The sequence below is a fragment of the Zwartia panacis genome (assembly GCF_030410395.1).
GTDB classification, from domain to species: Bacteria; Pseudomonadota; Gammaproteobacteria; order Burkholderiales; family Burkholderiaceae_B; genus Zwartia; species Zwartia panacis.
Genome location: NZ_JAUHHF010000005.1, coordinates 149,845 through 175,879, shown reverse-complemented (window position 1 = coordinate 175,879; position 26,035 = coordinate 149,845). Strand labels below are relative to the sequence as shown.

Below are 26,035 nucleotides of genomic sequence, written 5' to 3'. Positions count from 1 at the left end.
TATGCAAACCTTACCCTGTCTAATCAAAGCGTGTCGGACTCTCCTGATCGCGAGTGCTTTGAGCGTGATGCATCAAGTGGCTTTTGCTCAACATTGTGCAACCACCATTGAAAGTGACGACGCATTACGTTATGTGCCCGACAAAATCGAGATCCCTCTCGCGTGCCAGTCCTATACCGTGACGCTGAAGCATTCGGGAAGGCTGCCTAAACTCGCCATGGGACACAACTGGGTATTGGCCAAGCTGAGCGATCTGGACGGTGTCGCGCGTACCGGCATGCTCGCGGGGGCAGATCATCAATATGTCGATCCCAAGGATACCCGCGTGCTCGCGCATACTGGCGTTGTGGGTGGCGCAGAGTCGACTTCGGTGACGTTTGATGTGAACAAACTTGTGCCGGGCGAACGCTACGGCTTTGTCTGCACCTTCGCAGGTCATTCGCCCATCATGCGCGGCACGATTGTCTTAAAGTAAACAAAGTCCGCGATGAACATCTCAGGCCGAATAGTCTCTCGCGCCAAAAATCGCCGAGCCCACACGAATTTCTGTCGAACCCTCTTCGATCGCTAGCTCAAAATCGCCGCTCATACCCATCGACAAACGATCGAGTTCAATGCCGGATATCGCTTCTTGTCTGGCCTGATCGCGTAACTGGCGCAATTGTGCAAAACAACGGCGCACTGCACTTTCATCCTCAGACAAAATCGCCATCGTCATCAGACCTTTTACACGCAAGGTCTGAAAACCACTGATCTGTTTCAAAAACGGAATGAGCCCTGTCGGTTCAAGGCCTGCTTTGGTTTCCTCGGGTGAGGTTTTAACCTGAACCAAAACGTCAATTGCGCGGCCTTCAAGCTGCAATCTGCGGTCGAGCGCCTCGGCAAGCTCCAGTCGATCCAGTGACTGGAGCTCATGGGCCAACCGGGCGACATCTTTCGCTTTATTGGTTTGAAGCTGACCGATGACAACCCACTGGATATCGCAATCTGCCAAGAGAGGTGTTTTTTGAGCGATTTCCTGTGTGCGGTTTTCTCCAAAGCGCTTGTAACCCAGGCTCACCGCGCGTCTGATTGCCTGGTCATCAAAGGTTTTACTGACAGGTAGCAGCGTGACTTCACTCGGATCACGTCCAACGCGTGCGCAAGCTTGGGCCATCCGATCTTTGATGCGAACGATACGCTCAGACATGGCGATTGTCACCGCATCGTTCAAGTTTGGTGTTTGTGTGAGTTCTGTGTTCATGCTTTTGGGCTATCTAGGTGATGAATCATCAAGTTCTTATGTTACGCCATCGAATTGGTGGCTTGTGGTGTGTGCCTATGCGCCAAAGGGGGGCATGGATGCCTCATTTTCTTGCGTGGATGTTGAATGGGGGTCTGCTTGGGCGGGAGTGCCCGTGGGTAGGAGCTTGAGGACGGGTGGGCTTTGCCCACTTCCCTCATAAAACACAGTGCGTGTGCACCGGCTCCGAACTCGACCCTCGCGGGTCTCAGACAGACGGAGCCGATTTGCGCGCGCACTGTGTTTTATTCGGCTCGTCCTGAGCCCCTACCCACGGGCACTCCCGCCCAAGCAGATAGCCAATTTATACACAATGATTCACGCTTGGCACGAGTCTTGCTTTGATAGGTTTAAGCATAGCTGCCTGCCTCTTCGGTTGATATGCGGTCTTTCCATTTCGCTGGCGATCCCAGCATGAACAGAACCAGGAGTTAAAGATGCAACGCAGACTCGCACTTAAACAGCTTACCGCCGCCAGCCTCTTGGCCATGACCGGTTGGATGCCGACCGCTTTTGCACAAGACACGATCAAAGTCGGAATTTTGCATTCCTTGTCCGGAACGATGGCGATTTCGGAAACATCGCTTAAAGATGTCGCATTGATGACGATCGATGAAATCAATGCAAAAGGCGGCGTCATGGGCAAAAAACTCGAGCCCGTCATCGTCGACCCTGCATCAAACTGGCCACTGTTTGCGGAAAAGGCAAGGGAGTTGATTGCTCAGAACAAAGTATCTGTCGTCTTTGGCTGCTGGACATCGGTGTCACGTAAATCTGTACTGCCTGTCTTCAAAGAGCTCAATAGCCTCTTGTTTTATCCCGTTCAGTACGAAGGCGAAGAACTTGAGAAAAATGTGTTTTACACAGGTGCTGCACCCAACCAGCAGGCGATTCCCGCTGTCGAATATCTGATGAGCGAAGATGGTGGTGGTGCCAAGCGTTTTGTTTTGCTTGGAACGGATTATGTGTATCCACGCACGACCAACAAAATTTTGCGTGCTTTCCTCAAGTCCAAAGGCGTCAAAGACAGCGACATCGAGGAAATTTACACGCCCTTCGGTCACTCTGATTATCAAACGATCGTCGCCAACATCAAAAAGTTTTCTGCCGGCGGAAAGACTGCGGTTGTCTCCACAATCAATGGTGACTCTAACGTTCCGTTCTACAAAGAGCTGGGTAATGCAGGACTGAAAGCAACCGATGTGCCTGTTGTTGCGTTTTCTGTCGGTGAAGAAGAACTTCGTGGCGTAGATACCAAGCCTCTTGTCGGACACCTTGCTGCCTGGAATTATTTTGAGTCGCTCAAAAATCCAGTCAATGCAGATTTTGTTGCCAAGTGGAAGGCTTATGCAAAAGCCAAGAATCTGCCAAACAATGCGACTGCTGTGACCAACGACCCCATGGAGGCCACCTATATTGGCATCCACATGTGGAAGCAAGCGGTCGAACAAGCGAAATCTGTCGATACAGACAAGGTGATCGCAGCCATGGCGGGGCAAAAGTTCGCCGCTCCTGATGGCTACACAATCGAAATGGACAAAACCAATCATCACCTGCATAAGCCTGTCTACATCGGCGAAATCCAGGCAAATGGTCAGTTCAACGTCGTATGGAAAAGCAAAGGGCCGATCCGTGCTCAACCTTGGAGCCCTTACATCGCAGGCAATGAAGGCAAACAAGGCCTTTAATTTCACAACATGAGAATGTCTCACTATGTCTTTGACTTATCCCTCTTGGAAAAGATGGTTGCTGGCTGTTTTGCTCGCTTTACCGCTGCAATTCAGTGTTGCCGCCGACTTGGTCGATCGCAACGTACTGAGCGGTCTGGCTGGGGACAGCAACGAAGAGCGGGCCAAAGCCATCACAGCACTGGGACTTCTCTCGACTCCTGGCGCAGCCGAAGTGTTGGCTGCTCTGGGGGACGGCAACGTTCTGATTACCTCTAATGCGACAGTGTTGCTTGCTCGCACTCGCGAGCAAGCACTCGACCCCGTCACGGGTCAAATCGTCAGCATCCCTGGTGATGCCCAATCTTTAACGCTCAACAATCGTTTGCGTCGCGCGTTGCAATCCGCGCTCGCCAGTTCGGAGCTGTTCTCCTCCCAGCCCAGTGTCCGCCTTGCTGCCGCGCAAAGACTCCAAAAAGAAGCGGATCCTGCTCGGGTTCCCATCATCGAGCGCGCGCTCAGCGCAGAAAAAGATCCGTCCATTCGTCGCGCGCTTGAAGTCGCGATGGCCAGCGCTGCGTTGAAAAGCCCTGATGCCTCAGTGAGACGCCAAGCTGTCATTGCTTTGGGAGAAAGCAAAAATTCCGCGTTCAAACCGGCACTGCTTGGTTTAATCACGGCCGATGGTACTGGTCAATATATCGAACCCGATGAAACTGTTCGCACAGCAGCAAAAGCCGCTCTGTCAAAAATCGAACAACACCAAACACTCGTGAGCTGGATTGGCAATATTTTCTTTGGGATCAGCCTGGGGAGTGTTTTGCTGCTCGCAGCACTCGGCCTGGCCATCACATTTGGCTTGATGGGCGTGATCAATATGGCGCATGGCGAACTGCTCATGATCGGTGCATATGCCACCTATATCGTGCAGGGGGTATTTAAACAATGGTTCCCTGAATGGCTCGACTGGTATGTCCTGGCCGCTTTACCTGTCGCTTTTTTAATCACCGCAATCGTAGGCATGGCTCTTGAGCGCACCGTCATTCGGTGGCTCTATGGCCGCCCGCTGGAAACCTTGCTTGCCACGTGGGGGATCAGCCTGATATTGATGCAAGCAGTACGCAGCATCTTTGGCGCTCAAAACGTCGAAGTCGCCAACCCCAGCTGGATGAGTAGTGGCATCCGTATTTTGGGTGATCTGACCTTAAGCTACAACCGGCTTGTCATCATTGGATTTGCGCTCTGTATCGTGATCGCCGTATGGCTTGTATTGAACTTCACACGTCTGGGCCTATTCGTGCGTGCGATTACACAGAATCGTCGCATGGCGGACTGTGTCGGCGTGCCCACCGGCCGCATCGACATGCTGGCCTTTGGCCTGGGTTCGGGTATCGCCGGGTTAGCGGGCGTTGCGCTGTCACAGCTCAGCAACGTAGGCCCCGATCTCGGACGCGGCTACATCGTTGACTCTTTTATGGTGGTTGTGCTGGGTGGTGTGGGTCAACTGGCCGGCACGGTCGTCGCCGCCTTGGGTTTGGGCGTTCTCAATAAGATCATTGAGCCCTTCTGGGGTGCCGTGATCGCCAAAATCGCCATTCTCCTTTTCATCGTTTTGTTTGTACAAAAGCGTCCGCAAGGGCTCTTTGCTCCGAAAGGCAGGAGCGCTGAATGAACGCATCAACTATGAACCCTTCACTGTCTCAAACTGTCGGCCTGTACTCACCCAACGCATGGGTGGGCATCGCCTTTGTGACGATCCTTCTTGCAAGCTTGCCAGCATTGAACTTGCTGTTCCCGGCAGGTCATGCTTTGCATATTTCTTCTTTTGCGATCTCGTTGATCGGCAAGTTTTTATGTTACGCCCTCGCCGCTCTCGCGCTTGATCTCGTTTGGGGTTACACCGGAATTTTGTCGCTCGGTCATGGTTTGTTTTTTGCATTGGGTGGCTATGCACACGGCATGTATCTGATGCGTGCAGCAAAACCCTCTCCAGAGATCCTGCCTGATTTCATGGGCTTTTTAAGCTGGAAAGCTTTTCCATGGTTCTGGTCGTTCACAGAACACTTTTGGTATGCCATGTTACTGGTAGTCCTGGTGCCCGGCCTCCTGGCATTTCTATTTGGATACTTCGCCTTTCGTTCGCGCATCAAGGGTGTCTATTTTTCAATCATTACTCAGGCGCTGACTTTTGCGGCGATGTTGTTATTTTTCCGAAATGAAACAGGATTTGGTGGTAACAACGGCTTCACAGATTTCAAAAAAATCCTTGGCTTTGACATTACCTCCGCGGATACACGTGCGGTGTTGTACTGGGTCAGTCTTGCAACTCTTTTAGGTGCACTCATTCTCGCGCGGGCGATCACGCAATCCAAACTAGGCAGAGTGCTGACCGCGATTCGTGACTCCGAAAATCGGCTGCGATTTTTAGGCTATGAACCGCTGGGTTTTAAGCTCTTCATCTGGACTGTATCCGCGATCCTCTGCTCGATCGCGGGCGCTTTATACGTCCCTCAAGTCGGCATTATCAATCCGAGCGAAATGTCGACCGAAAACTCTATCGAGATGGTCATTTGGGTCGCAACAGGTGGTCGGGGTACCCTCATTGGCCCGATCATCGGCGCAGGTACGATCAATGGCTTGAAAACTTGGTTCACCAGCGTATTTCCTGAGTTCTGGCTCTATGCGCTTGGTCTCATTTTTGTTCTGGTCACGCTGTTTCTACCACAAGGGATTGTTGGACTAGCAAAGCAATTGGGACAGCGCATCAAGGTAGCGAAGTGATGACATCTCAATCAGCGGTCATTAATCACGAAGATACTCTGCTGGAGGGGAGCGCAGGCGGGGAGGTTTCCTATGGCCGTCCAAAACACGAGGGTGTGGACACCACTCATGGGGCGATTCTGTATCTTGAATCGATCAGTGTTGTCTTTGATGGTTTTAAAGCGCTCAACAATTTATCACTCGATATTGGGGTTGGAGAGTTGCGCTGCATTATTGGTCCAAACGGTGCGGGCAAAACAACCATGATGGATGTCATTACCGGTAAAACACGCGCGACTTCCGGTTCTGCATTTTTTGGTCAAAATTACGATCTTTCGACGCTCAGCGAGGCACAAATCGCCGACGCAGGCATCGGAAGAAAATTTCAACGCCCCACGGTGTTTGAACATCACACAGTATTCGAAAATCTAGAGCTCGCGATGAAAGCCAATAAAGGCGTTCAATCGACTTTGTTTGCCCGGCTCAAGAGTGCGGAGCGAGACAAAATCGCCTCGACCCTTGAAATGCTTCGTCTCACTTCCGAGCATCGCCGTCCTGCCGGATTGCTGTCGCACGGACAAAAGCAATGGCTTGAGATTGGCATGCTACTCATGCAGGAGCCCTTGTTACTCTTGCTAGACGAGCCAGTGGCCGGCATGACTGACGCAGAGACAGAGCGAACGGGTGAACTATTAAACGAATTACGGGGTAAACATTCTCTGGTCGTGGTCGAACACGACATGGACTTTGTCACACAAATCGCGCAAGGCGGCAAAGTCACTGTTCTGTGCGAAGGCTCTGTGCTCGCTGAGGGCACGATGCAACAAGTGCAAGAGGATCCGCGAGTGATTGAAGTGTATCTAGGGCGATAGCATCATGTTGGACGTTCACGAAATCAATCAGTTTTATGGCAGCAGTCACACCTTGAGGGGTATATCCCTCAGCATCAAACAAGGCGAGTGCATGGCGTTGCTGGGCCGTAACGGTGTGGGCAAAACAACGTTCTTAAAATGTCTCATGGGTGTACAGCAAATAGCCTCTGGTTCGATTTCTTTTTTAGGTCAGGACATTAGCCAACTCCCGCCTCACGCCAGAGCTAAGCTCGGCATCGCCTATGTTCCTCAAGGACGCGAAATTTTTGCGCGGCTGACTGTCGAGGAAAACATCTTAATGGGCATGGCAACCAAGCCCAGTCGTCAGGCACACGACATCAAGGAAGAGGTGTTTGATTTATTTCCGGTACTTCGGACGATGCTGAAACGGCGCGGCGGAGACCTTTCCGGCGGGCAACAACAGCAACTCGCCATCGCTCGGGCGCTTGTTGCTGACCCTAAGCTCATTATCTTTGATGAACCCACTGAGGGTATTCAGCCTTCCATCATTAAAGACATCGGTCGCGTGATCAACTTGCTGCGCGACCGAGGGGATATCGCGATTCTGTTATGCGAGCAATATTTCGACTTTGCACGCGAACTGGCTGACCGCTTTGTCGTCCTATCCAGGGGGGAGGTCGTGGTGTCTGGAGACCGGTCTGAAATGGATAGCGAAGTTGTCCGTAGGTATTTATCCGTCTGAGTTTGGGCTCAGAAATGCTCAGGGTGTGGCAAGTCACTGTGGACGGGTGGGCTTCGCCCACTTCCCCCAAAATATCCAGGCAAGCGCATCGACTCCGAACTCGGCCCTGGCGGGCCTCAGACAGGCGGAGTCGATTCTGCGCCTGTCTGGATATTTTGAGGCTCGTCCTGAAGTGCCTCGCCACACCCTGAGCATTTCTGAGCCCGGCGATACGGTGCCGCCCGTAGGGTGGGTCGCGTCAAGGACAGGCCGAGCAGTACGAGCGGCTGGCGAAAAATCGGCTCCGCCTGTCTGAGGCCCGCCAGGGCCGAGTTCGGAGCCGATCAGCCAGCAAGCGTGCTGCGAGGGTAGTGGGCAACGCCCACCCGTCCGCCGCGCCCCCACCCTGCGGGCGGCACCGTATCGCGGACGTCTCAAATACCCCAAAACCCAAATCTCTACCCGCACGACCCTCCCACATTCCCCTACAATGTGGCACGTTTTTATCCAATCTCAACGCGAACAAAAAAACACCGCGAGGCAAGAACATGTGGGACGTAGTCGTAGTCGGGGGTGGCAACGCCGCCCTGTGCAGCGCATTGATGGCACGAGAAGCTGGCGCGAGCGTATTGATCCTAGAAGCATCTCCTAAAGAGTGGCGCGGCGGGAACTCCCAGCACACCCGAAACCTGCGTTGTATGCACGATGCACCGCAAGATGTCCTAGTCGATGCATATCCTGAAGAAGAATATTGGCAAGATTTGCTGAAGGTTACCGGTGGCATTACAAACGAAAAACTCGCCCGCATGGTCATCCGCGAGTCCTCAACCTGTCGCCCCTGGATGGAAAAGCATGGCGTTCGTTTCCAGCCCTCGCTCTCAGGCACTCTGCACGTCGCGCGCACCAATGCTTTCTTCATGGGTGGCGGCAAAGCACTCGTGAACGCCTATTATCGCAGCGCAGAAAACCTCGGCATCGACATTTTGTATGACTCCCCAGTCGATGATCTCGAAATTAAAGACGGCACGTTCATCGCTGCACGTGTGGGTGACAAACGCTACGAAGGTCATGCTGTCGTATTGGGATGTGGCGGCTTTGAATCCGACCGCGCCTGGCTACGCGAAGCATGGGGTCAGAACGAGCGTGGCGAATGGCCAGCAGACAACTTTTTGATTCGCGGCACGCGTTACAACATGGGCGTCGTCCTCAAGGTCATGATGCGCGAAGGCGCTGATACCATGGGCGATCCCACCCAGGCCCACTGCGTCGCGATTGATGCCCGTTCACCCCTCTATGATGGCGGCATCTGTACGCGCATCGACTGCGTATCTCTCGGAATCGTGGTCAATCGCGAAGCAAAACGCTTTTACGACGAAGGCGAAGACTTCTGGCCCAAGCGTTATGCGCTCTGGGGACGTCTGGTTGCCATGCAACCCGGACAAATCGCCTACTCCATCATTGACGCCAAATCTGTTGGTCGCTTCATGCCGCCCGTCTTTGATGGCGTCAAAGCCGACACGCTACCCGAACTCGCGCGCAAACTTGAACTCGATGTCGACACCTTCATGGAAACGGTCAACAGCTTTAACGCCGCATGCCGGGTCGGTACGTTTGATCACACGATTCAGGACGACTGCCATACCGAAGGCATCACACCTGAAAAAACACACTGGGCGCGTCCCATCGATACCGGACCGTTTTATGGCTACGCCGTGAGACCTGGCGTGACCTTTACTTATTTTGGACTCACGACCGACGAAAAAGCCAGCGTGTTTTTCAACGGAAAAGCGAGCCCAAACATGTTTGCCGCAGGCGAAATCAACGCAGGTAATGTGCTCGGCAAAGGTTACACAGCAGGTGTCGGAATGTCGATTGGCACAGCTTTTGGTCGGATCGCCGGCACCCAGGCGGCCCTGGCAGCGAAAAAGATGAAAGAAGGAGCAGTAAAGCATGCAGCAGCTTGAATCACTCACCCGCGAAGCACAGAATCTTGCGGGCGCTTCTGAGCACTCCGTGACCTGGCACAAGAAAGGCATCACTGAAAACGAAGCGGAAGTCGCGCGCCAGATGCAAATTTGTAATGCCTGTCGTTACTGCGAAGGCTTCTGTGCCGTGTTTCCGGCGATGACACGTCGCCTGCAATTCGACAATAAAGCAGATCTGAACTATCTAGCCAACCTCTGTCATAACTGTGGCGCCTGCTTGCACGCCTGTCAGTACGCCCCGCCACACGAATTCATGGTCAATATTCCTCAAGCGATGGCCAAAGTTCGCCTGGAGACCTATACAGATTTTGCTTGGCCAGCCGCACTGGGCTCCTTGTACAAGCGCAACGGCCTGACAGTCGCTTTGGCGATGGCATTCGGCTTGGCGCTTTTCCTTGTGCTCGCCTTACTGTCACAGGGTTCGCTTTGGCATGAACCCTTGGCAGGCAACTTCTACGCCGTATTTCCCCACAATACCTTGGTGGTACTGTTCGGATCCGTCTTCGGTTTTTCAATACTTGCGCTCTTAATAGGCGTCGTCAGGTTCTGGCGAGAAATCACACCCGGTCAAGCCAGTGGGGTCGCAGTCGGTGAGGCCGCGCACTATGCACTCAAGCTCAAGTATCTTGACGGTGGTCATGGCGAAGGCTGTAACGATGAAGATGATCGCTTTACCTTGCGTCGCCGTCGCTATCATCATCTGACGTTTTACGGCTTCATGCTGTGTTTTGCCTCGACCTCTGTGGCGACCATTTATCACTACGTGTTCGGTTGGCAAGCACCCTACGACTACACCAGCCTGCCCGTCATTTTGGGAACTGTGGGCGGTATCGGACTGCTCATCGGCCCAATCGGCCTGCTGACCCTGAACCTGAAACGTTCTCCCTTGCATGGTGACGCAGCACAAAAACCCATGGATCGCGGCTTTATCGCATTGCTGTTTTTGACCAGTTTGACAGGTTTAGCGCTCCTGATCTGGCGCGATACCGGTGCGATGGCCTTGCTCCTGGCTATCCACCTGGGTGTTGTGATGGCCCTGTTCCTGACCATGCCTTATGGCAAGTTCGCGCACGGCTTTTACCGCTGTGCGGCTCTGCTTAAGTCATCCATTGAAAAGCGTATGCCTAACAAGCTATCGCTCGGCTCTGACTAAATTACTCTCGCATAAAAAAAGCTCGCTGCGTTGTTCAACCATGCAGCGAGCTTTTTTCGTCCAGTTCCCGGTAAGTTCTTAAGGACTTATTTCTGACTACTTTCAAAACCTGCGGTCTTTGATCCAAACATTCGCCGCAAGCCCAGCCACTGCTGGGCAAGGAAACTGCGGCCGTAATCTCTACTCCCCCCCGCGGGCTCCTGGTCATGAATACCAGTCTTGGCATAACCTGTGTTGTAGCGCGCCGTGCCAAACAAAATATCCCAGATCGGAAACAGTACGGCAAAGTTATGTCCATGCGCAGGCCCGGCAGTTGACTCGTCGTACTCGATCGAATGGTGATAACGATGAAACTTTGGACTCACGAGCAAACGCTCACCGATTTTCCCGAAAGACATCCGGATATTGGCGTGTGAATAACTCTCAACCAATTGGCTCAACACGACGATCAAAATGAACTGCCCGGGTGGCACACCAATCAGCTTGGACACCAATACAAAAACAATACTGCGCAATACGCTGTCCAGCAGATGATTGCGGTTATCGCTCCACATCGTCATTTGCCGCTGGCTATGGTGGACGGCATGCAGACTCCAGAACCAGGCAAACCGGTGCTGCGCACGATGGTAAAAATAATCGACCGCGTCGAATATCAACAGGTATATGATGAAACTGACCCAGGCGATATCGGTGACACCCGGCCACAACTGATCAACGTGGAAAGTCGTGAAACCTGACACGCTCGCCTGCCCCGACAAGGCATCCCAAATGGGCTGAATGGAAAAAAACAATGCCACTCTGAAAAGCCCAAGTCGATGAATCAGCGTGTACAAAATATCAATGCGTACCTGATGACGGTCTACCAGAGGTTCTACGGGACGCAGACGCTGCAAGGTGCCGAACACCACAACAATCAACGTAATCTGCAGCACGCCAATCAGTAACCACATCGTTCCATCGTAGGCATCTTCGATAAAGCCACTGAGTCCAAGATTAAAAAGCATGGGCTGGACAAGCGTCTCAAATAACCACTGCTGTGCGGAATCAAATAACTCGATTGCGGTATTCATCATCATTGCTTCAACTCAGGTAGCCGTGCAGCCGTGCGAAAGGCAGGATGCGTATCGATTGTGGCAAAACAAAACCCCTTTTGCTTCAGACCCTGGATCAGCGGCTCGAGTACCGCAGGCGCCCAGGGGTCTTTGCGAGACCAAATACCAAGATGTGCCAGCAAAATATCGCCACTGCGGATATTGCGCAAGGCTTGTTCAAGGAGCATTTGATTAGGATACTGTTCACTCGACAACTCGTCACCTAAAAACCCCGCAGGCGACCAGCCAACATGGGTAAATCCGCACTCGGCAGCCGCCTTGAGCAACGCGGGCGATGTCCGCCCTCCCGCAGCACGAAACAACGGCAGCATTTGTTTACCCGTCATTTGGTGAAAACGTTCGACCGGTCTTTTTAACTCGCGGCAATAATCTTCTGCAGACCAAATCTGCGATTTACCCTCAAGCGGTCCGGCACTTGCCCGAACCCGAAAGCGACCATCCGGCAAATCGGCCCGCCAGTAAACATGATCATAGGTGTGCGAAGCGAAAACATGGCCTTGATCACTGAGCTTTTTCCACCAGGGCGCCCAGGTATCGTCCAAACTCCCCCCACCGGTACGCGTGCGTTCATTGGCCAAAAAAAAGGTCGCGCGAACATCTTGGCGCGTCAGCACTTCCTCCACGAAAGGTGCGATCTCCATGTGCCCCGTATCGAAGGTCAAGTACACGGGCTTGGCGCACATGGCCTGCCGAGCGGGCTGTACCAACTCGGGAAATTGAGTTGGCAGAGGGGGTGCTGTGAGCTGAGTGGGCTGAGCGGGCTGAACGGGCTGAACGGGCTGAGTGGACTGAGCGGGCTGAACAGGGCCTGAAGGCAAGGAAGAGACCTCAGTCAGGGACGTCACGGTCTCCGGCTCAAACACATTACCCTGCTCAGTTTCGGGCTGGGCTGATGCGGTCAACATCAACGCGCACATCAGCTGAGCACAAAAAACAAACCGAACGCGCCTAATCACGACTCGCATGGTTCAAGGTCCACACCCCGTGAGGTGACTTTCCGACCGGAATTTGCCTGACGACAGCTTTTTTCTCCAGATCGATCACGGATAGCTTGCCAGCCCAGCGCGTTGTCACTAGCAAAGTTTTCCCGTCTGCCATCATTTCCATACAATCCGGACCGGCTGGTGTGCGATAGGTATCCACAACTTTCAGCGTCTTCCAATCGATTCGGCTGATGGTGTTGGCAGTCCGATTGCTGACGAAAACATGCTGTTTGTCTCCCTGCGAGCGAAACGCGTGAGCGCCCTTGCCCGTAGGAATCTTGGTCTTAAGTACAGCCTTGCCGTTGGAAACGTCGTAGGCCTCGACCTCGGCGGCACCCGTCAGGCCAATCAAGAGCGTTTTATCGTCAGGTGTCAAATATAAATCAGCAGGTGTTTTTCCAACCTTGATTGTCCAGAGACGCTTTTGCGTAGCCAGCTCAATCGCGGTGAGCTCATGGCTATCCTGTAATGTGATGTAGGCAATTTTGCTTTTGCTGTCGATCGCGATGTGGCTGGGTGTCTTTCCGGCAGGGATGCGTTTGACCAGATTGAGCTTGAATTCACCCGACTTGTTTTCCCATGTGTAGATGTCAACATGGTTTAGACGATTTGCAGCCGTCACAAACCATTTCATATCCGGCGAAAACCGCAAATGGTAGGGATCAACAATCCCTGTGAGTGTGCGCTGAACCTGCGCAGTCTTTGGATCTAGAAAGGTGATTGAATCACCCTCGGCATTCGCCACCATGACCGATTTTTCATCCGGGGTCAGGTATAGATGATGCGGCTCTTTGCCAACAGGGACGCGTTTGATTTCAGTCCATGTCGCAGGGTCGATCACGCTGACATCGGCATTGAGGGAATTCAACACCAGGATAGGCGGTGCTTTCTGCGCGGACGCCGTGCTGACAGCGCCTAACAATGTGGCGGTTGCGACCGCGAAAACACCCAGGGACCGACGAATAAAAATTTCAATGTTCATGTGCAGCCAGCGGCTAAAAATAAAGAAAAAAAACGTTCTCCTATTTTCTCACAAGACCATCGAAAACCTCGCATGCTTTCGTCAAACAAATCCATAAAGTATCAAGCTATCCGGGTTGATGTACCGCTGCTCCGGGATATGGCATACGCATTGTCAAAATCGAGCCGGATTCGGATTCGGTGCAAAACAAACTTTGTCGATCCGGACCACCGAAAGCGATATTCGTCACGGCTGAGGATTTTGGACTAGACCAGACCGCGATCGGCTCGCCTCTGGGGTTAATCAGCCAGACGTATCCTAGGCCAGGATTTGCAATCACCAGATTACCTGCTTCATCCATCGCCAACCCATCCGGACCACTTGGACCATAAGACGTGAAAAACTGCCCAACCTTGGCTACGCCACCGTCTGGCATGAGCGGCACTCGCCATACGCAGTTACCTCGCGTGACACCCACGTACAGGACACGCTCATCCGGCGACAAGACCAGACCATTAGGGCTGGGTACATTTCCCAGCAAGAGATCCAGCTGTCCTGATGCGCGCAGACGATACACGCGTCCGGTGGGATCATGCAGCCCCGTCTGCCCCTGGTCAGTAAAGTACAGATTGCCGCGGGAATCAAAAGTGAGGTCATTGAGACCTTTGAAACCCTCTGTATTGCGGCGTATCAGGTAGGGCATGATCTGCCCGGTTTGGACATTCAGTCTCATCAACCCATTTTTATAGTCGGTGATGAGAAGTTCGGTGGGCGACAAGAACTTCATCCCGTTGGGTTCGCCATCGTATTCGACAATCTGTGTCCAAGCTCCCTTGGGATCAATTCGAAAAACCCGGCCGAAAATAATATCTGTAACGTAGAGATTGCCTGCCGGATCAAATACTGGCCCCTCCAGAAATGAATCCATTGCGACCCCGCCGCGATTGACATCGGCCCACTCGGAGCGCACACCCGTGCGTCTTAAGTGAGCGGGCATCTCAGTAAAAACTTCGGCTGTGGTGAACTCAGGAGCGTTTTTAAAAAACATGGGCTTGATCTCTTGAATAATAAGTAAATAAGACGTAACACTTAATTCTGACAGTTTTACAGCGGAAAACACTAAAATGGCTCTACTTAGGAGGCACTATGCGCGAACTTGATCGTATTGACCTCAAGATTCTGGATGTCCTGCAACGTGACGGTCGCATTTCGATGACCGATCTCGCTGAACGCGTCAATTTGTCCGCCACACCCTGCTCCGAACGCGTGCGTCGGCTCGAGCGCGAAGGTGTCATCATGGGCTATTACGCCCGTGTCAATCCAACGGCTTTAGGTAAAAATCTACTCGTTTTCCTCGAGATCAAGCTTTCAGCCAAGTCCGACGATGTTTTTGAAAAAGTAAAAAAAGAGCTCAGTTACGTCCCGGAAGTCATGGAATGTCACCTGGTCTCTGGAGATTTTGATTACTTGATCAAAGCCCGGCTACCTGAAATGAACAAATACCGACAGTTGCTGGGCGAGATCCTCAAGCGACTGCCTGGCTCGGCCGAGTCCCGCAGCTACGTTGTCATGGAGGAAATCAAGGAAACGCTTTACCTGGCGGTTGATCGCTAGACTACTTAGTTTACGTACGCTCGAGGGTACGCACAAAATCCCAGAGCACTTCATTATCGGATGTCGCGACATTGAAGCGGAACCAGCTTGACCGCCGATCACCTGGATGAAAATAAGATCCTGGCGCTAACCATATCCCTTTTTCAAGCGCACGCGTTGCGACTTTCGCGCTTTGCTCGGCGTTGATTGGGAGTTTGGCCCAAAGAAACAACCCCGCGCCAGGCTGATCAAAAATCTCCATCTTCAAAGTCTGCATCTTCTCGACAACATGGACATGCGCGACGCGCAACTTTTCTTTCAAAAATTCAATATGGCGTGCATAGTGGCCTTCACTCAACACGTTTGAAACGATCCGCTCGGTGACCTGCGAGGACGTCAAACCCACTGCCATCTTAGTGCGCGCCAGATCGGCCAGCACCTCAGCGTGTGCCGCGACATACCCCACACGCAAAGTCGGTGTAATCGTTTTAGAAAAGCCGGAAATGTAAATCACCTTGCTCAAGCCTTCCATCGCAGCCAGACAAGGCGCCTCAGAGGGTGCGAGCTCTCGATAGATATCGTCCTCGATGATCCACAAGCCCTCGCGTGTCACCATTTCCAATAAACGCTCGGCATGGGACATGGTCAAAGAGGATCCAGAAGGGTTTTGCAATACGGTGTTGATGAAAATCGCTTTAGGTCTGGATTCTTTAAAAACCCGTACGAGCTGCTCAAAATCGTGTCCTTCGGCTGTGCGCGCGATACCAATCACCTTCAGGCCTGCCAACTGCAAAATCTGTAAAAGATTGCAATAACACGGGTCTTCGACAATGACCGAATCTCCCGGACGCAACAAGGTTCGCACCACAAGATCAAGCGCCTGCGTAGCACCTTGGGTCAATAAAATGTTTGAAGCTTCGGCCGGGACCGAAAACCGTCTCAAGGAGGTCGCGATTTGTTCGCGCAAAGAGGCCATTCCATAGGGATGGCCATACCCACCAAAGCGCGGACCCGGTACCCGACTGAGTGCGCGTAAAGCATGCTGCAAACCGCTTTCATTGATCCATTCCCCGGGAATCCAGCCACAACCGGCTTTGGTCGGAACAGAGTGATCCGCGAACACATCGGACAATAGCCATGCCGCATTGAGACTGGGGGCCGACCAAACCGGGGAAAGACTGGGCGATGCGGCGCGAGTATCGGCAACCCGGTACGCAGAACCTCGACGCGCACTGACACGCCCAGAGGTGACCAAACGTTGATAGGCTTCCGCCACAGTAAAGGCACTTAACCCATGTGCAGCAGCCAGCCCGCGTACGGAAGGCAAGGCATCTCCCACGCGCAAAGTCCGTCGGTCAATCGCCAGATTGACCGCTTCAACGACTTGCTCGACGAGCGTGCGCGAGGACTGACGATCCAGATGGAGTGCAAAAGTATTGATCATGGTCGTTGTCCAGATGCAAACCAGTACAGTTTTGAGCTTCTACGTCCTAAATTCAATACAGTTTGCCATAAATCCCCTCAACTGTACTGGCAATTATTTCTACAGAGCCGTTACAGTGGTGCATTCGCTCGCAAACTGGAGAATTCCATGAACGCCCTCACCGAAAAAGTCAGCCTGTCCAAAGAAGTGGATATGGAAAATTTCTGGATGCCCTTCACTGCAAATAAGCAGTTCAAGGCAGCCCCCCGTATTTTGAAGAGTGCCAAGGGCATGTACTTCACCACCATCGATGACAAAAAAGTCCTCGATGCGAGTTCCGGTTTGTGGTGTGTCAACGCAGGACACGGTCGTGAAGAAATTATCGAGGCCGTTCACAAGCAAATGATGGAACTCGATTACGCACCTCCGTTCCAGATGGCGCATCCTGTCGCCTTCGAAGCGGCCAAGGCCATCGCGGCCGTCATGCCAGCCGGCCTAGATCGCATCTTCTTTGCAAACTCAGGTTCCGAAGCTGTCGATACCGCACTGAAAATCGCACTGGCCTACCACCGCGCGCGAGGCGACGGACAACGCACCCGTCTAATCGGTCGCGAGCGCGGCTATAGCGGCGTCGGTTTTGGTGGCATCTCTGTGGGTGGCATTTTGGCGAACCGCAAGGCCTACTCTGGCGCGCTGATTCCTGGCGTCGATCATATTTCGCACACGCACAATTTGGCTGAAATGGCCTTTAGCAAAGGTCAGCCTGCCTGGGGCGCGCACCTTGCCGACGACCTCGAGCGTCTCTGCGCACTGCATGATCCCTCAACCATCGCGGCTGTGATCGTTGAGCCCGTCGCAGGTTCGACTGGCGTGCTGGTACCGCCACAGGGTTACCTGCAGCGCTTGCGCGAGATTTGCACCAAGCACGGCATTCTGTTGATTTTCGACGAGGTCATCACAGGCTTCGGTCGTTTGGGCAAAGCCACCGCCAGTGAACTGCTCGGTGTGACACCAGACATCATCACGATGGCCAAGGCAATGAACAACGCTGCGATCCCGATGTCCGGCGTCGCAGCCAGCCGTCATGTCCATGACGCCATCGTCAATGCCGGTCCCGGCACGGCGATTGAGTTTTTCCACGGCTACACCTACTCTGCCCACCCTGCTGCCGCTGCGGCATGTTTGGCGACACAGGAAATCTACCGCAAGGAAAAACTGTTCGATCGCTCCTTGAGTCTTGCTCCAAAGTTCGAAAAGGAAATCCACGCTCTGCGTGGCGAGCCTTTCGTTAAAGACATCCGTAACCTTGGCCTGATGGGCGCGGTTGAGCTGGAGTCACGTGACGGCGCACCTGGCGCGCGGGCTTACGACGTATTTCTCAAGTGCCTGGAAAAAGGTGTCTTGGCACGCTTCACAGGCGACATCATGACCTTCTCGCCACCACTGATCGTCAGCGAAGGTCAGATCGAAGAGATCTTCTCGACAGTCAGAAAAGCATTGCACGAAACCGCCTAAATTTAGCGGTCGCGAATAAAGGGGCGCCTCGAGCGCCCCTTTATAATTTTCTCTATCTCTCTTTTTTTGGAATATTTCGTCTCATGAAATGGCAACTGCCCTTCCAATCAGGTCGTCAACCCGTCCTCGCACGTAATCTCGTCTCCACTTCCCAGCCCCTCGCCTCGCAAGCCGGAGCCGCTGCGTTTGCCCGTGGCGGCAATGCGATCGATGCCGCACTCGCCGCTGCGATCACGCTGACCGTCGTCGAACCCACCATGAACGGAATTGGCGGCGACGGTTTCGCCATCGTTTGGGACGGCAAAGAACTGCATGGCCTGAATGCCTCAGGCCGCGCACCTGCAGCCTGGACGCCCGAGCGCTTCAAAGGCATGTCCGCCATGCCACATCGTGGTTGGGAATCTGTCACTGTCCCCGGCGTGGTGTCGCAATGGGTTGAATTGTCCAAAAAGTTTGGCAACCTGCCTTTTGAGGATTTGTTCAAAGACGCGATCCGTCACGCACGTGAAGGCTTTCCGGTCAGCCCCGTGATCGCACGTCAGTGGAAAGATCAGGCCGCAGAATTGCACGTCCAGCCAGGTTTCAAAGAAGCCTTCATGAAAGACGGTCGCACTCCAGCCGCTGGTGAGATCTGGAAATTCGCGGACCAAGCCGACACACTTGAGGACATCGCGCGCACCAAGGGCGAGTCTTTCTATCGCGGTCGTCTGGCAAAAATGATCGCCGACTTCGCACGCGCAAACGGCGCAGTTCTGGATGAGGCCGATCTGGCTGCGCATCGCTGTGACTGGGTGGGTACAGTCTCCACCAACTATCAAGGCTATGACATTCATGAGATTCCACCTAATGGCCAGGGTCTGACTGCATTGCTTGCACTCAACCTCATCGAACACCTGCCTTACCAACAAACCAAGCCTGGCTCAGCAGAACGCATGCATCTCGAGATCGAGTGTATGCGTGCGGCTTTCGCTGACTTGTTTGAACACGTTGCCGATCCTGACTTCATGAAAGTCACCGCTCGCGATTTGCTCAGCAAGTCCTACGCAAAAGAACGCGCCAAACTGATCGACCCCAAAAAAGCAGGCACATACGGACCTGGTCAACCACCCTCAGGCGGTACCATCTATCTGTGCACCTCTGATGCCGAGGGTCGCATGGTCTCCTACATCCAATCCAACTTCAAAGGCTTTGGCTCTGGCGTGGTCGTTCCAAAAACGGGGATCGCCTTGCAAAACCGTGGCTGGGGCTTTGTCACCACGCCCGGACATCCAAACCTGGTCGGTGGCGGCAAGCGCCCGATGCACACGATCATCCCCGCGTTCATCACGCGCGACGGCAAACCCTCGATGGCGTTTGGCGTGATGGGCGGCAATATGCAGGCGCAAGGCCATATGCAAATGGTGCTGCGTCATATCTCCGAGGGCTACAACCCGCAAGCCTGCTCCGACGCACCTCGCTGGCGCATCAACGATGCGGGGGAGTTGACACTCGAGGCCGCTGTCAGTCCTGCGGTTGTCGATGCGTTGCGCGCCATGGGACACAAGCCTATCGTGGCGGCACCCGACAGTCTCGACTTTGGCAGTGCACAGCTCATTTCGCGTCTCGCAGGCGAAGGCGATCAGGCACCATACGCTTATGTCGCCGGGTCCGATCACCGCCGTGATGGCGAGGCCGTGGGCTACTAGGACATACATGATGCAAAGCTCAGCAGTCGCGATCCATCAACACGTTCAGTCACTGCTGAGCGAGTATCAGTGTCCTTATCAGTTCCATGAGGTGCGGGCAGCTTTCATGGGGGCGATCGCAAGCCCTTATGTGGTCGACCCGCTCTTTGAATTGAATGCCTTATGGGACGGCGAGTTCCCAGAACTCCCCTCGCAAGAAAAACTGGACGAGGTCACCAAAACTTTTCTGGAAGATTTTTGGGGGTTGCTTGCGGAGCATGCGTCAGAAGATGCCGTGATGCCATTCATGCTGACATCGCTGGAAAAAGCGACATCTTTGAACGAACTCATCGCACACGCTCAATTGCGCGGCGAAGAGCTCGATGCTTTTCTGACAGGTTTCTTTCAAGACCAGGAGTCGCTGGAGCTTGACGAAGAAGTAGGCGAGAGTCTGGACATCCTCGAAGAACTCGTGCAGCTTTATACCAATATGGTCAACATGGAAAAAGGCACAGCGCTTGATGTCTCAGAGCTCTCTGACCTCGCAGACAATCTACTCAAGATGACCGAGATGGCTGAGCTTGAGATGAATAATCTGATTGTGAGTTGCGCTTAAAAAATGATCCTTTAATTAATCCGTGGCAGATTCGCAGCCTTAATCGCCTTACCCATCTGCACGAAGCCGGTCTGTAAGACTTCTTCATACTGCTTACCGGTCAATGGCGAGGGATCCACACCGAGACTCGTGAGTCGTTTTGCAACCTCTGGATTTTTAACTGAATCAAGCGTTGCAGACTGAAGCTTATCCACGATGGGTTTGGGTGTGCCTTTCGGTACGGCCAGCCCCATCCATGAGTCGATCTCGACTTCAAAGCCTTGTTCTTTCATCGTCGGTACGTCGGGGAGCTCAGTCCAGCGCATTGGACTTGCAGAGGCCAGCATGCGCAGCTTTCCACTTGTGATGTGAGGCAATATATCCGAGGGATTTTGAACGATCACTTCGACCTGTCCACCCAACAACGCTGTCACTGTCTCTGTGCCTGATTTGTAGCTGATTTGCTCAAACTTTCCACCCGTTACCCGACCTAATTCAAACATGGCGAGATTGTTCGGTGCGGATGGTGCCCCAAAAAATACGCCTTTACCTGCTTTGGAAGCGGCAACAAGATCTGTCAACGATTTGTAGGGTGAATCGGCGCGTACGGCCACGCCATAACGAAAGCGGCCGAAGCCCGCGACAAACTCAAAATCATGAATGGTGTAGGTGAGATCCATCAAGTGGGGCATGATGGCTACAGTCGAATACGTCACAACGCCAACTTGATAACCATCGGGTTTCTGTTTGGCGATGTAGGCTGGCGTTAATGTTCCGAGTGCGCCTGGTTTGTTTTGAACAATGACAGGTTTTCCAAGTGGCGCCTCCATCCCTTGCGCCAACGCGCGTGATGCGACGTCAGTGGCCCCACCCGCGCCGAAATTGACAATCAGCGTGACCTCACGCTGGGGAAAGTTTTGCGCACTAACGACCCCAGCACTTGCCATCAACGCCAAAGCACTTAAACCTAACTTTAATTTCTGAATCATGTTTGCTCCGTTATTTTAGATATCACGATCATTTCATCGTTTACGACATGAAAAAGCCACCATTCACGTCGATGGTCGCACCATTAATAAATCCACTACTTTCAGCGCATAAAAATGCAACGGCTTTGCCGACCTCTTCAGGGGTACCAATCCGTTTGACTGGAATTTGTTCAGCATACCTGCGGTTCACTTCTTCTCCGGCCTGCATGGCCATCTCTGTCAAAATCCGCCCAGGCGCGACACAGTTCGCCGTGATGCCAAAAGGACCCATCTCTGATGCAATGGCACGCGTCAACCCGAGCACACCGGCTTTAGACGCCATATAACTCGGACCTGCCACGACTGACTTCGAACGGCCGGCCAATGATGAGATATTGACAATCCTCCCGTATCGCAGTGCCTGCATATCCGGTATGAAGATTTGGCACATACGCATCACTGAGGTGAGGTTGACCTCAATCACCTTGGCCCATTCTTTGGGATCGAGTTGCAAGATCCCGCTAGAACGTCCATCGGGTTGCTTAGGCGAAATTCCCGCGTTGTTCACGAGAACTGAAACTTGGCCTATTTTGTCACGGATCGTTTGATGCAGTCTCGCCACACCTTCATAGTCTGTCACATCCAAGACCTGCGACATAACATTTGCTTGATGAAGGCTGCCAAGCAGTGCGACCGCGTCAAAGGGTTCACGATCCACCATCACCACAAAGTGGTTGTCTTGTAATAAAGCTTTCGAGGTTTCTAAACCAATCCCTTGGCGAGCACCCGTCACAACCGCGATCCGTTTTTGACTCATTGAATCACCGCCGCATCAGGAGTGTAGAAAGTAATCGGTGGAAATGCGTTTTCATCGCAAATGACTTCGATCAACGTGGTTCCAGTATTTTTCTTTGCCTGGGCGATCGCAGCAGCAAGTTCTTTTGGATCCGTCACGCGGATACCATCGCATCCACTATTTCTCGCGATTGCAGCGTGATCAACTGGCTTGAAATGTACAGCTGACGTGTGATCCCCAAATTTCACATTCTCAGCATGTTTCTGATAGCCCAATATTCCGTTATTAATCAGAATCAGAGTGACTTTGATGCCCATCCGTGCAGCCGTTTCGAGTTCTGACCACACGTGGCCAAACCCACCATCGCCCACCACGCAAAATACTTCTTTCTGAGGTTGGGCGACTTTGACGCCAAGCGCCATTGGAAATCCCCAGCCTAAGCCTGCCAGCCCCCGGGGAGTGATAAAACGCATACCCGCTTTGAGAGAAACCAGAAAGTTTGCGATCCATATCGAAGAGTAACTCGCATCCGCCACGACGATCGAATTGTCTGTCAGCTGAGACTGAATCTCCTGCATGATGCGCTCAGGTCTGATCGGCATGGCATCCGACTTTCTGACCTCTTCGGATTCTTTAAAGAATGCCGCGCGTCCGGCAGCGATTTTTTTCTCCACGGCTGTCCGCGCTTCTTTTCTGATCGAGCTATTCAGTGCCACGATCGCGTGTGTCAGTGCCGACAGTGTCAGCTTCGCGTCGCCTACCAGCCTCATCGCTTCGTAGTTTCGCCCCACTTCGTTGCCATCAATATCGAGGTGGATAAAAGTCGCACCTTTTGGATACAACTTCCATGAGTCCGTCCCGTTTTGATTCGTTCGCGTGCCGATCAGCAAAACAACATCTGCACTTTCCAACAATGGGCGCTGATGTCGACCGGAACCATTCGGTCCCAGGAAATAAGTCATCACACCAAGCGAGAGTGGATGGGTTTCATCGACACTCCCTTTACCCATCACAGTCGTCGCAACAGGAAGGTGGCAAAGGTCCTGGAGTGCCGAGAGCTCCTCGTGCGCATGCGACAAATGCACACCGCCGCCAGCAATGATGAGCGGATTTTTTGCCTGGGCCAGCAGTTCGGCCGCTTGCGCAATACATTCAGAAGAAGCTGTGACACGATCAAGCGGGTAATGACCCAGTGTGTATTTTCTTTTCGAAGCGCCATATGGTTGAAGCAAAATATCCGCGGGCAGCATCAGCACGACGGGCCCAGGTCTTCCAGTGCACGCGGCTGTGATCGCCTGATCGATGTAATCCTCGATCCGTGAGACGTCGGTCACGCGACGGACCCACTTGGTGACCGCCGTGAACATGCCGATGTGATCGAGGTCCTGAAAAGCGTTCCGATCCGTATGCTCTGCGCTGACGTCTTGGACAAGTGCCAGTAAGGGGACAGAGGCCTTCAAAGCCTCCGCTAGTGGCGGAACCAGGAGTGCCGCGGCAGGGCCATTTTGTGCAGTGACCACGCCGATTTTTCCACTCACGCGCGCATAGGCATCGGCCATGTAGCCACCCGCGTTTTCAGTTCTGTACGCGATTTGTCGGATTCCTTGCTTTTCAGCCACAAGGTGCACCATGCTAGGCAAGCTTTGCCCGAATATCGTGTCGACGCCATGCCGCTTTAACGCACTCACGACGGCATGAGCGCCTGTATTTTGCGCAGTCAAACCGCTGACCCGCAAAGGTGACATTGAACTTGTCATTTTTATTCCAGTGAAATCACGATTCATACTTTATAAGATCAAGAAAGCTTCTGAGTCAACGCATCCTTAACCTGCTCAATCACTTCGGCCCACTTTCCAGGCGAGGCTTGTCTGAATAGCCGCACAGTGTCATACCAGTCCGTATCCGACCGATTCAACTGCCACCGCCAGTCAGGTAAATGCGGCAACATCACCCAAGTCGGCCGACCCAGCGAAGCGGCCAAGTGCGCCACACTGGTATCCACACTGATGACTAAATCCATGTGTTGGCATAAGGCGGCGGTATCAGAGAAATCGTGAAGATCGGCGCCGAAAGATTGCAGCCTGCTCTCGCCGCTCAATACCTGTTGATCTTGGGGACGAATCTCTTTCTGCAAGGAGTAAAAATCGTGGCGTTCACTCAAGAGTGAAAGCATGTGAGTCAGCGTCACGGATCTATTTTTGTCATTCAGGTGTGTGGGGCGGCCACTCCACACAAGACCAACTCTGCATCTATTTTTAACTCCCAGACGCGCACCCCACTCTCTGAATTTTTCCTCGGACACTGAAAATGGGGTCACAAGAGCAGGAATCGCCTGAAGGTATTTTTCCAGCGCGAAAGGAGCGCTTAGCAGAGGTAAATGTGCATCGAACTCGACCATAGGATCTTGCGCAGACTGCACATTGATTTGAGGGAAATTAGGTCTTAAAAAACTGACAAGCTCGTGTTGAACTCGAAATATGATCTCAGTTTTGGGAAACAGCGTATTCAAGGCCGCAACGTATCTGGAAAACTGTATGGTGTCTCCAAAACCTTGCTCGGCATGGATCAGCAATTTACATGGCTGAGCTGCTTTAACAGATTTAGGTGGCTGCCAGCGAGGCCCCTCTATGCCATGTGACGCAACGCCATCTAACCACCGCCATTCATAATCCTTCCATCCTTGAGGTAAATTTCCCAGTAATAAATTCAATTGTGCCCGGTTCGTTCGCGCACCTGCATGATTGGGATCCACTTTGAGAACATGATTAAACTGACTTAACGCTTCGTCAAATTTAAACTGATCTCGGAGCGCCACACCCAGATTCACGCGCACCTGCAATGCATCGGGCTTGATCTGAAGAGCCCGTCGGTAAGCATCCTCTTCATCTTGCAGACGCCCCATCACACCACTGATTTGACCGAACTGAAAATACAGCTGTGCATCGTTGGGATATATTTCAAGCACCTGTCTGATGTGCGCGACCGCCTCCTCGTATCGGCCCAGCTCAATCAAGATCCCTGTTTTGTAAGATAAGGCCTCATAATCCCTGGGGGCTAGTCGTAACCCTTGCTCAACCCAAGAAAGCGCCTGCTCGTTGAGTCGAGCAAGCTTAGATAAATAAGTCAGCTGGACATATATCTCAAGAGAAGGTGGCAGATATTGCTGAGCTTGCGCCAGGTACTGGACAGCTCGCTCGTATTGCCTCTGCTTTCCCGCAACATATCCCAAGCCCTGCCATGCAACCCCATGCATGGGGTGACGCTCGACCAGCTCCGCAAAGATTAATTTTGCTTCCTCGAATTTACCCGCCTTGAATAAGGCCTGAGCCTCTTCAAGCCTTTGATCGTCTGTGCTCATGGTCGATAGATATGATGAAAGGGAGAGCCCGATCATAAACCGTCAGCTTATAAAAAACATGTAACCAATGATCCAGGCCAAGACACTCATCAAAATAACGACCGACACGACTGAATATTCAGATTTGATTAAATCAGGTCCTGTCCCCGAAACTGATCCTGTGATCATCGATTGAGCTAAATTCGTGCGTCTAAGCAGGCTCACGACTGCAATCATGATCAAGTGGATGACTACCATCCATAACATCAATTCTCCAAAAAACTCGTGGATTTCCTCCAGCCACTTTCCCGCCAGTTCGTGATAGACCGCGTACCCGCTCAGCGTCAACGGAATCACCGAGATCAGCAATGCCACAATGACCCACGACATGAGTAAATTGGCACTCTGTTTAAGATGCGAAGCTTGCAACAACTGGCCTGACCGAAATGCCTCACGCAAGGGCTTTAAGCCTTTAAGCTTTCTAAACATCGCGCTCAGGCGCATATGACGGGGACCGAACATCCCCCAGACCAATCGAAAACCTAGCAAGCCGATCATCGTGTAGCCAAGCGTCACGTGCAAAAGCCTGAATTTTTCGCTATCAGCTGAAAGATAGGCGCCAAGGAAGCTGGCAGCGAAAAGCCAGTGATAGGTGCGTGTCGCTAAATCAACCACTTTTCTCATTTA

General features: G+C 52.8%; 24 protein-coding genes. 12 read left to right on the top strand and 12 right to left on the bottom strand.

What is annotated here, in order from left to right:
• Window position 1: 1 nt before the first annotated feature.
• Window positions 2–475, top strand: coding sequence for an azurin (azu, locus tag QWY30_RS09365; protein WP_290240389.1), 474 nt, complete (start codon window positions 2–4; stop codon window positions 473–475).
• 21 nt (window positions 476–496) lie between these two features.
• Here azu and QWY30_RS09360 read toward each other — a convergent pair whose 3' ends face one another.
• A complete protein-coding gene (locus tag QWY30_RS09360) occupies window positions 497–1,243 on the bottom strand; it encodes a YggS family pyridoxal phosphate-dependent enzyme (protein ID WP_290240388.1) in 747 nt (248 codons plus the stop codon).
• 476 nt (window positions 1,244–1,719) lie between these two features.
• Between QWY30_RS09360 and urtA the strand changes: the two genes are divergently transcribed.
• Genes urtA through urtE form a run of 5 tightly spaced genes read left to right on the top strand, consistent with a single transcriptional unit; the run spans window position 1,720 to window position 7,284 of the window.
• On the top strand, window positions 1,720–2,970 hold the full coding sequence (gene urtA, locus QWY30_RS09355) for an urea ABC transporter substrate-binding protein (RefSeq protein ID WP_290240387.1): 1,251 nt from the start codon (window positions 1,720–1,722) through the stop codon (window positions 2,968–2,970).
• A 25-nt stretch (window positions 2,971–2,995) separates the two neighbouring features.
• Window positions 2,996–4,621 carry an urea ABC transporter permease subunit UrtB gene (urtB, locus tag QWY30_RS09350; RefSeq protein ID WP_290240386.1) on the top strand — a complete coding sequence of 542 codons (1,626 nt, stop codon included), beginning with the start codon at window positions 2,996–2,998 and terminating at the stop codon, window positions 4,619–4,621.
• Window positions 4,618–5,730: an urea ABC transporter permease subunit UrtC gene (gene urtC, locus QWY30_RS09345; protein ID WP_290240384.1), complete on the top strand. Its 1,113-nt coding sequence runs from the start codon at window positions 4,618–4,620 to the stop codon at window positions 5,728–5,730. Before urtB ends, urtC begins: the two co-directional genes overlap by 4 nt.
• On the top strand, window positions 5,730–6,581 hold the full coding sequence (gene urtD, locus QWY30_RS09340; RefSeq protein WP_290240382.1) for an urea ABC transporter ATP-binding protein UrtD: 852 nt from the start codon (window positions 5,730–5,732) through the stop codon (window positions 6,579–6,581). Before urtC ends, urtD begins: the two co-directional genes overlap by 1 nt.
• Window positions 6,582–6,585: 4 nt before the next feature.
• Window positions 6,586–7,284: an urea ABC transporter ATP-binding subunit UrtE gene (gene urtE / locus QWY30_RS09335; protein ID WP_290240380.1), complete on the top strand. Its 699-nt coding sequence runs from the start codon at window positions 6,586–6,588 to the stop codon at window positions 7,282–7,284.
• Between the two features lie 33 nt (window positions 7,285–7,317).
• On the opposite strand, the gene QWY30_RS09330 is transcribed toward urtE, so the two are convergent.
• The gene (locus QWY30_RS09330) at window positions 7,318–7,731 is read right to left on the bottom strand and encodes a hypothetical protein (RefSeq protein WP_290240378.1); all 414 of its coding nucleotides are present in this window, start codon (window positions 7,729–7,731) and stop codon (window positions 7,318–7,320) included.
• A gap of 80 nt (window positions 7,732–7,811) precedes the next feature.
• On the opposite strand from QWY30_RS09330, the gene tcuA reads away from it, so the two are divergent.
• Both tcuA and tcuB read left to right on the top strand, forming a co-directional pair.
• A complete protein-coding gene (gene tcuA, locus QWY30_RS09325) occupies window positions 7,812–9,227 on the top strand; it encodes an FAD-dependent tricarballylate dehydrogenase TcuA (protein ID WP_290240375.1) in 1,416 nt (471 codons plus the stop codon).
• Entirely contained in the window at window positions 9,214–10,401 is a 1,188-nt protein-coding gene (tcuB, locus tag QWY30_RS09320) for a tricarballylate utilization 4Fe-4S protein TcuB (protein WP_290240373.1), read from the top strand. The genes tcuA and tcuB overlap by 14 nt, the downstream gene beginning before the upstream one ends.
• A gap of 86 nt (window positions 10,402–10,487) precedes the next feature.
• On the opposite strand, the gene QWY30_RS09315 is transcribed toward tcuB, so the two are convergent.
• From QWY30_RS09315 to QWY30_RS09300, 4 genes are all read right to left on the bottom strand, one after another.
• Window positions 10,488–11,471 carry a sterol desaturase family protein gene (locus QWY30_RS09315; protein WP_290240471.1) on the bottom strand — a complete coding sequence of 328 codons (984 nt, stop codon included), beginning with the start codon at window positions 11,469–11,471 and terminating at the stop codon, window positions 10,488–10,490.
• A 2-nt stretch (window positions 11,472–11,473) separates the two neighbouring features.
• Complete coding sequence (locus QWY30_RS09310) at window positions 11,474–12,241, bottom strand: polysaccharide deacetylase family protein (protein WP_435433385.1); 768 nt, start codon at window positions 12,239–12,241, stop codon at window positions 11,474–11,476.
• 220 nt (window positions 12,242–12,461) lie between these two features.
• The gene (locus QWY30_RS09305; RefSeq protein ID WP_290240371.1) at window positions 12,462–13,478 is read right to left on the bottom strand and encodes a YVTN family beta-propeller repeat protein; all 1,017 of its coding nucleotides are present in this window, start codon (window positions 13,476–13,478) and stop codon (window positions 12,462–12,464) included.
• Window positions 13,479–13,584: 106 nt separating this feature from the next.
• Window positions 13,585–14,505, bottom strand: a complete 921-nt coding sequence (locus QWY30_RS09300; RefSeq protein WP_290240370.1) for an SMP-30/gluconolactonase/LRE family protein — start codon at window positions 14,503–14,505, stop codon at window positions 13,585–13,587.
• A gap of 98 nt (window positions 14,506–14,603) precedes the next feature.
• Between QWY30_RS09300 and QWY30_RS09295 the strand changes: the two genes are divergently transcribed.
• Window positions 14,604–15,071: an Lrp/AsnC ligand binding domain-containing protein gene (locus QWY30_RS09295; protein WP_290240368.1), complete on the top strand. Its 468-nt coding sequence runs from the start codon at window positions 14,604–14,606 to the stop codon at window positions 15,069–15,071.
• Between the two features lie 10 nt (window positions 15,072–15,081).
• Here the strand turns inward: QWY30_RS09295 and QWY30_RS09290 are convergent, their stop codons facing one another.
• Entirely contained in the window at window positions 15,082–16,494 is a 1,413-nt protein-coding gene (locus tag QWY30_RS09290) for an aminotransferase-like domain-containing protein (RefSeq protein WP_290240367.1), read from the bottom strand.
• A 147-nt stretch (window positions 16,495–16,641) separates the two neighbouring features.
• Here QWY30_RS09290 and aptA point away from each other — a divergent pair, with 147 nt between their 5' ends.
• The 3 genes from aptA to QWY30_RS09275 all read left to right on the top strand — a co-directional run bounded on the left by aptA (window position 16,642) and on the right by QWY30_RS09275 (window position 20,268).
• Window positions 16,642–17,988, top strand: a complete 1,347-nt coding sequence (gene aptA / locus QWY30_RS09285) for an omega-aminotransferase AptA (protein WP_290240364.1) — start codon at window positions 16,642–16,644, stop codon at window positions 17,986–17,988.
• An 83-nt stretch (window positions 17,989–18,071) separates the two neighbouring features.
• Window positions 18,072–19,673 carry a gamma-glutamyltransferase family protein gene (locus QWY30_RS09280; RefSeq protein WP_290240361.1) on the top strand — a complete coding sequence of 534 codons (1,602 nt, stop codon included), beginning with the start codon at window positions 18,072–18,074 and terminating at the stop codon, window positions 19,671–19,673.
• Between the two features lie 7 nt (window positions 19,674–19,680).
• On the top strand, window positions 19,681–20,268 hold the full coding sequence (locus QWY30_RS09275) for a hypothetical protein (RefSeq protein ID WP_290240359.1): 588 nt from the start codon (window positions 19,681–19,683) through the stop codon (window positions 20,266–20,268).
• An 11-nt stretch (window positions 20,269–20,279) separates the two neighbouring features.
• Here QWY30_RS09275 and QWY30_RS09270 read toward each other — a convergent pair whose 3' ends face one another.
• Genes QWY30_RS09270 through QWY30_RS09250 form a run of 5 tightly spaced genes read right to left on the bottom strand, consistent with a single transcriptional unit; the run spans window position 20,280 to window position 26,032 of the window.
• Window positions 20,280–21,236 (bottom strand): Bug family tripartite tricarboxylate transporter substrate binding protein, encoded by a 957-nt coding sequence (locus QWY30_RS09270; RefSeq protein ID WP_435433381.1) that lies wholly within the window; start codon window positions 21,234–21,236, stop codon window positions 20,280–20,282.
• 40 nt (window positions 21,237–21,276) lie between these two features.
• Window positions 21,277–22,032 (bottom strand): 3-oxoacyl-ACP reductase, encoded by a 756-nt coding sequence (locus QWY30_RS09265; RefSeq protein WP_290240357.1) that lies wholly within the window; start codon window positions 22,030–22,032, stop codon window positions 21,277–21,279.
• On the bottom strand, window positions 22,029–23,768 hold the full coding sequence (locus tag QWY30_RS09260) for an acetolactate synthase catalytic subunit (RefSeq protein ID WP_290240355.1): 1,740 nt from the start codon (window positions 23,766–23,768) through the stop codon (window positions 22,029–22,031). Before QWY30_RS09260 ends, QWY30_RS09265 begins: the two co-directional genes overlap by 4 nt.
• Window positions 23,769–23,806: 38 nt before the next feature.
• A complete protein-coding gene (locus tag QWY30_RS09255; protein ID WP_290240353.1) occupies window positions 23,807–25,369 on the bottom strand; it encodes a tetratricopeptide repeat protein in 1,563 nt (520 codons plus the stop codon).
• A gap of 42 nt (window positions 25,370–25,411) precedes the next feature.
• Window positions 25,412–26,032, bottom strand: a complete 621-nt coding sequence (locus QWY30_RS09250) for a cytochrome b/b6 domain-containing protein (RefSeq protein ID WP_290240351.1) — start codon at window positions 26,030–26,032, stop codon at window positions 25,412–25,414.
• Window positions 26,033–26,035: the final 3 nt, after the last annotated feature.

Excerpts from the sequence above, each read along its gene's own strand:
- QWY30_RS09265 (WP_290240357.1), bottom strand. The coding sequence starts at position 22,032 with ATGAGTCAAAAACGGATCGCGGTTGTGACGGGTGCTCGCCAAGGGATT.
- QWY30_RS09275 (WP_290240359.1), top strand. The coding sequence starts at position 19,681 with ATGATGCAAAGCTCAGCAGTCGCGATCCATCAACACGTTCAGTCACTG.
- tcuB (WP_290240373.1), top strand. The coding sequence starts at position 9,214 with ATGCAGCAGCTTGAATCACTCACCCGCGAAGCACAGAATCTTGCGGGC.
- urtC (WP_290240384.1), top strand. The coding sequence starts at position 4,618 with ATGAACGCATCAACTATGAACCCTTCACTGTCTCAAACTGTCGGCCTG.
- QWY30_RS09280 (WP_290240361.1), top strand. The coding sequence starts at position 18,072 with ATGAAATGGCAACTGCCCTTCCAATCAGGTCGTCAACCCGTCCTCGCA.
- QWY30_RS09260 (WP_290240355.1), bottom strand. The coding sequence starts at position 23,768 with ATGACAAGTTCAATGTCACCTTTGCGGGTCAGCGGTTTGACTGCGCAA.
- QWY30_RS09295 (WP_290240368.1), top strand. The coding sequence starts at position 14,604 with ATGCGCGAACTTGATCGTATTGACCTCAAGATTCTGGATGTCCTGCAA.
- azu (WP_290240389.1), top strand. The coding sequence starts at position 2 with ATGCAAACCTTACCCTGTCTAATCAAAGCGTGTCGGACTCTCCTGATC.
- urtB (WP_290240386.1), top strand. The coding sequence starts at position 2,996 with ATGTCTTTGACTTATCCCTCTTGGAAAAGATGGTTGCTGGCTGTTTTG.
- tcuA (WP_290240375.1), top strand. The coding sequence starts at position 7,812 with ATGTGGGACGTAGTCGTAGTCGGGGGTGGCAACGCCGCCCTGTGCAGC.
- urtE (WP_290240380.1), top strand. The coding sequence starts at position 6,586 with ATGTTGGACGTTCACGAAATCAATCAGTTTTATGGCAGCAGTCACACC.
- urtD (WP_290240382.1), top strand. The coding sequence starts at position 5,730 with ATGACATCTCAATCAGCGGTCATTAATCACGAAGATACTCTGCTGGAG.
- QWY30_RS09255 (WP_290240353.1), bottom strand. The coding sequence starts at position 25,369 with ATGAGCACAGACGATCAAAGGCTTGAAGAGGCTCAGGCCTTATTCAAG.
- QWY30_RS09250 (WP_290240351.1), bottom strand. The coding sequence starts at position 26,032 with ATGAGAAAAGTGGTTGATTTAGCGACACGCACCTATCACTGGCTTTTC.
- QWY30_RS09290 (WP_290240367.1), bottom strand. The coding sequence starts at position 16,494 with ATGATCAATACTTTTGCACTCCATCTGGATCGTCAGTCCTCGCGCACG.
- QWY30_RS09315 (WP_290240471.1), bottom strand. The coding sequence starts at position 11,471 with ATGAATACCGCAATCGAGTTATTTGATTCCGCACAGCAGTGGTTATTT.
- QWY30_RS09305 (WP_290240371.1), bottom strand. The coding sequence starts at position 13,478 with ATGAACATTGAAATTTTTATTCGTCGGTCCCTGGGTGTTTTCGCGGTC.
- QWY30_RS09360 (WP_290240388.1), bottom strand. The coding sequence starts at position 1,243 with ATGAACACAGAACTCACACAAACACCAAACTTGAACGATGCGGTGACA.
- QWY30_RS09300 (WP_290240370.1), bottom strand. The coding sequence starts at position 14,505 with ATGTTTTTTAAAAACGCTCCTGAGTTCACCACAGCCGAAGTTTTTACT.
- aptA (WP_290240364.1), top strand. The coding sequence starts at position 16,642 with ATGAACGCCCTCACCGAAAAAGTCAGCCTGTCCAAAGAAGTGGATATG.
- urtA (WP_290240387.1), top strand. The coding sequence starts at position 1,720 with ATGCAACGCAGACTCGCACTTAAACAGCTTACCGCCGCCAGCCTCTTG.
- QWY30_RS09270 (WP_435433381.1), bottom strand. The coding sequence starts at position 21,236 with ATGATTCAGAAATTAAAGTTAGGTTTAAGTGCTTTGGCGTTGATGGCA.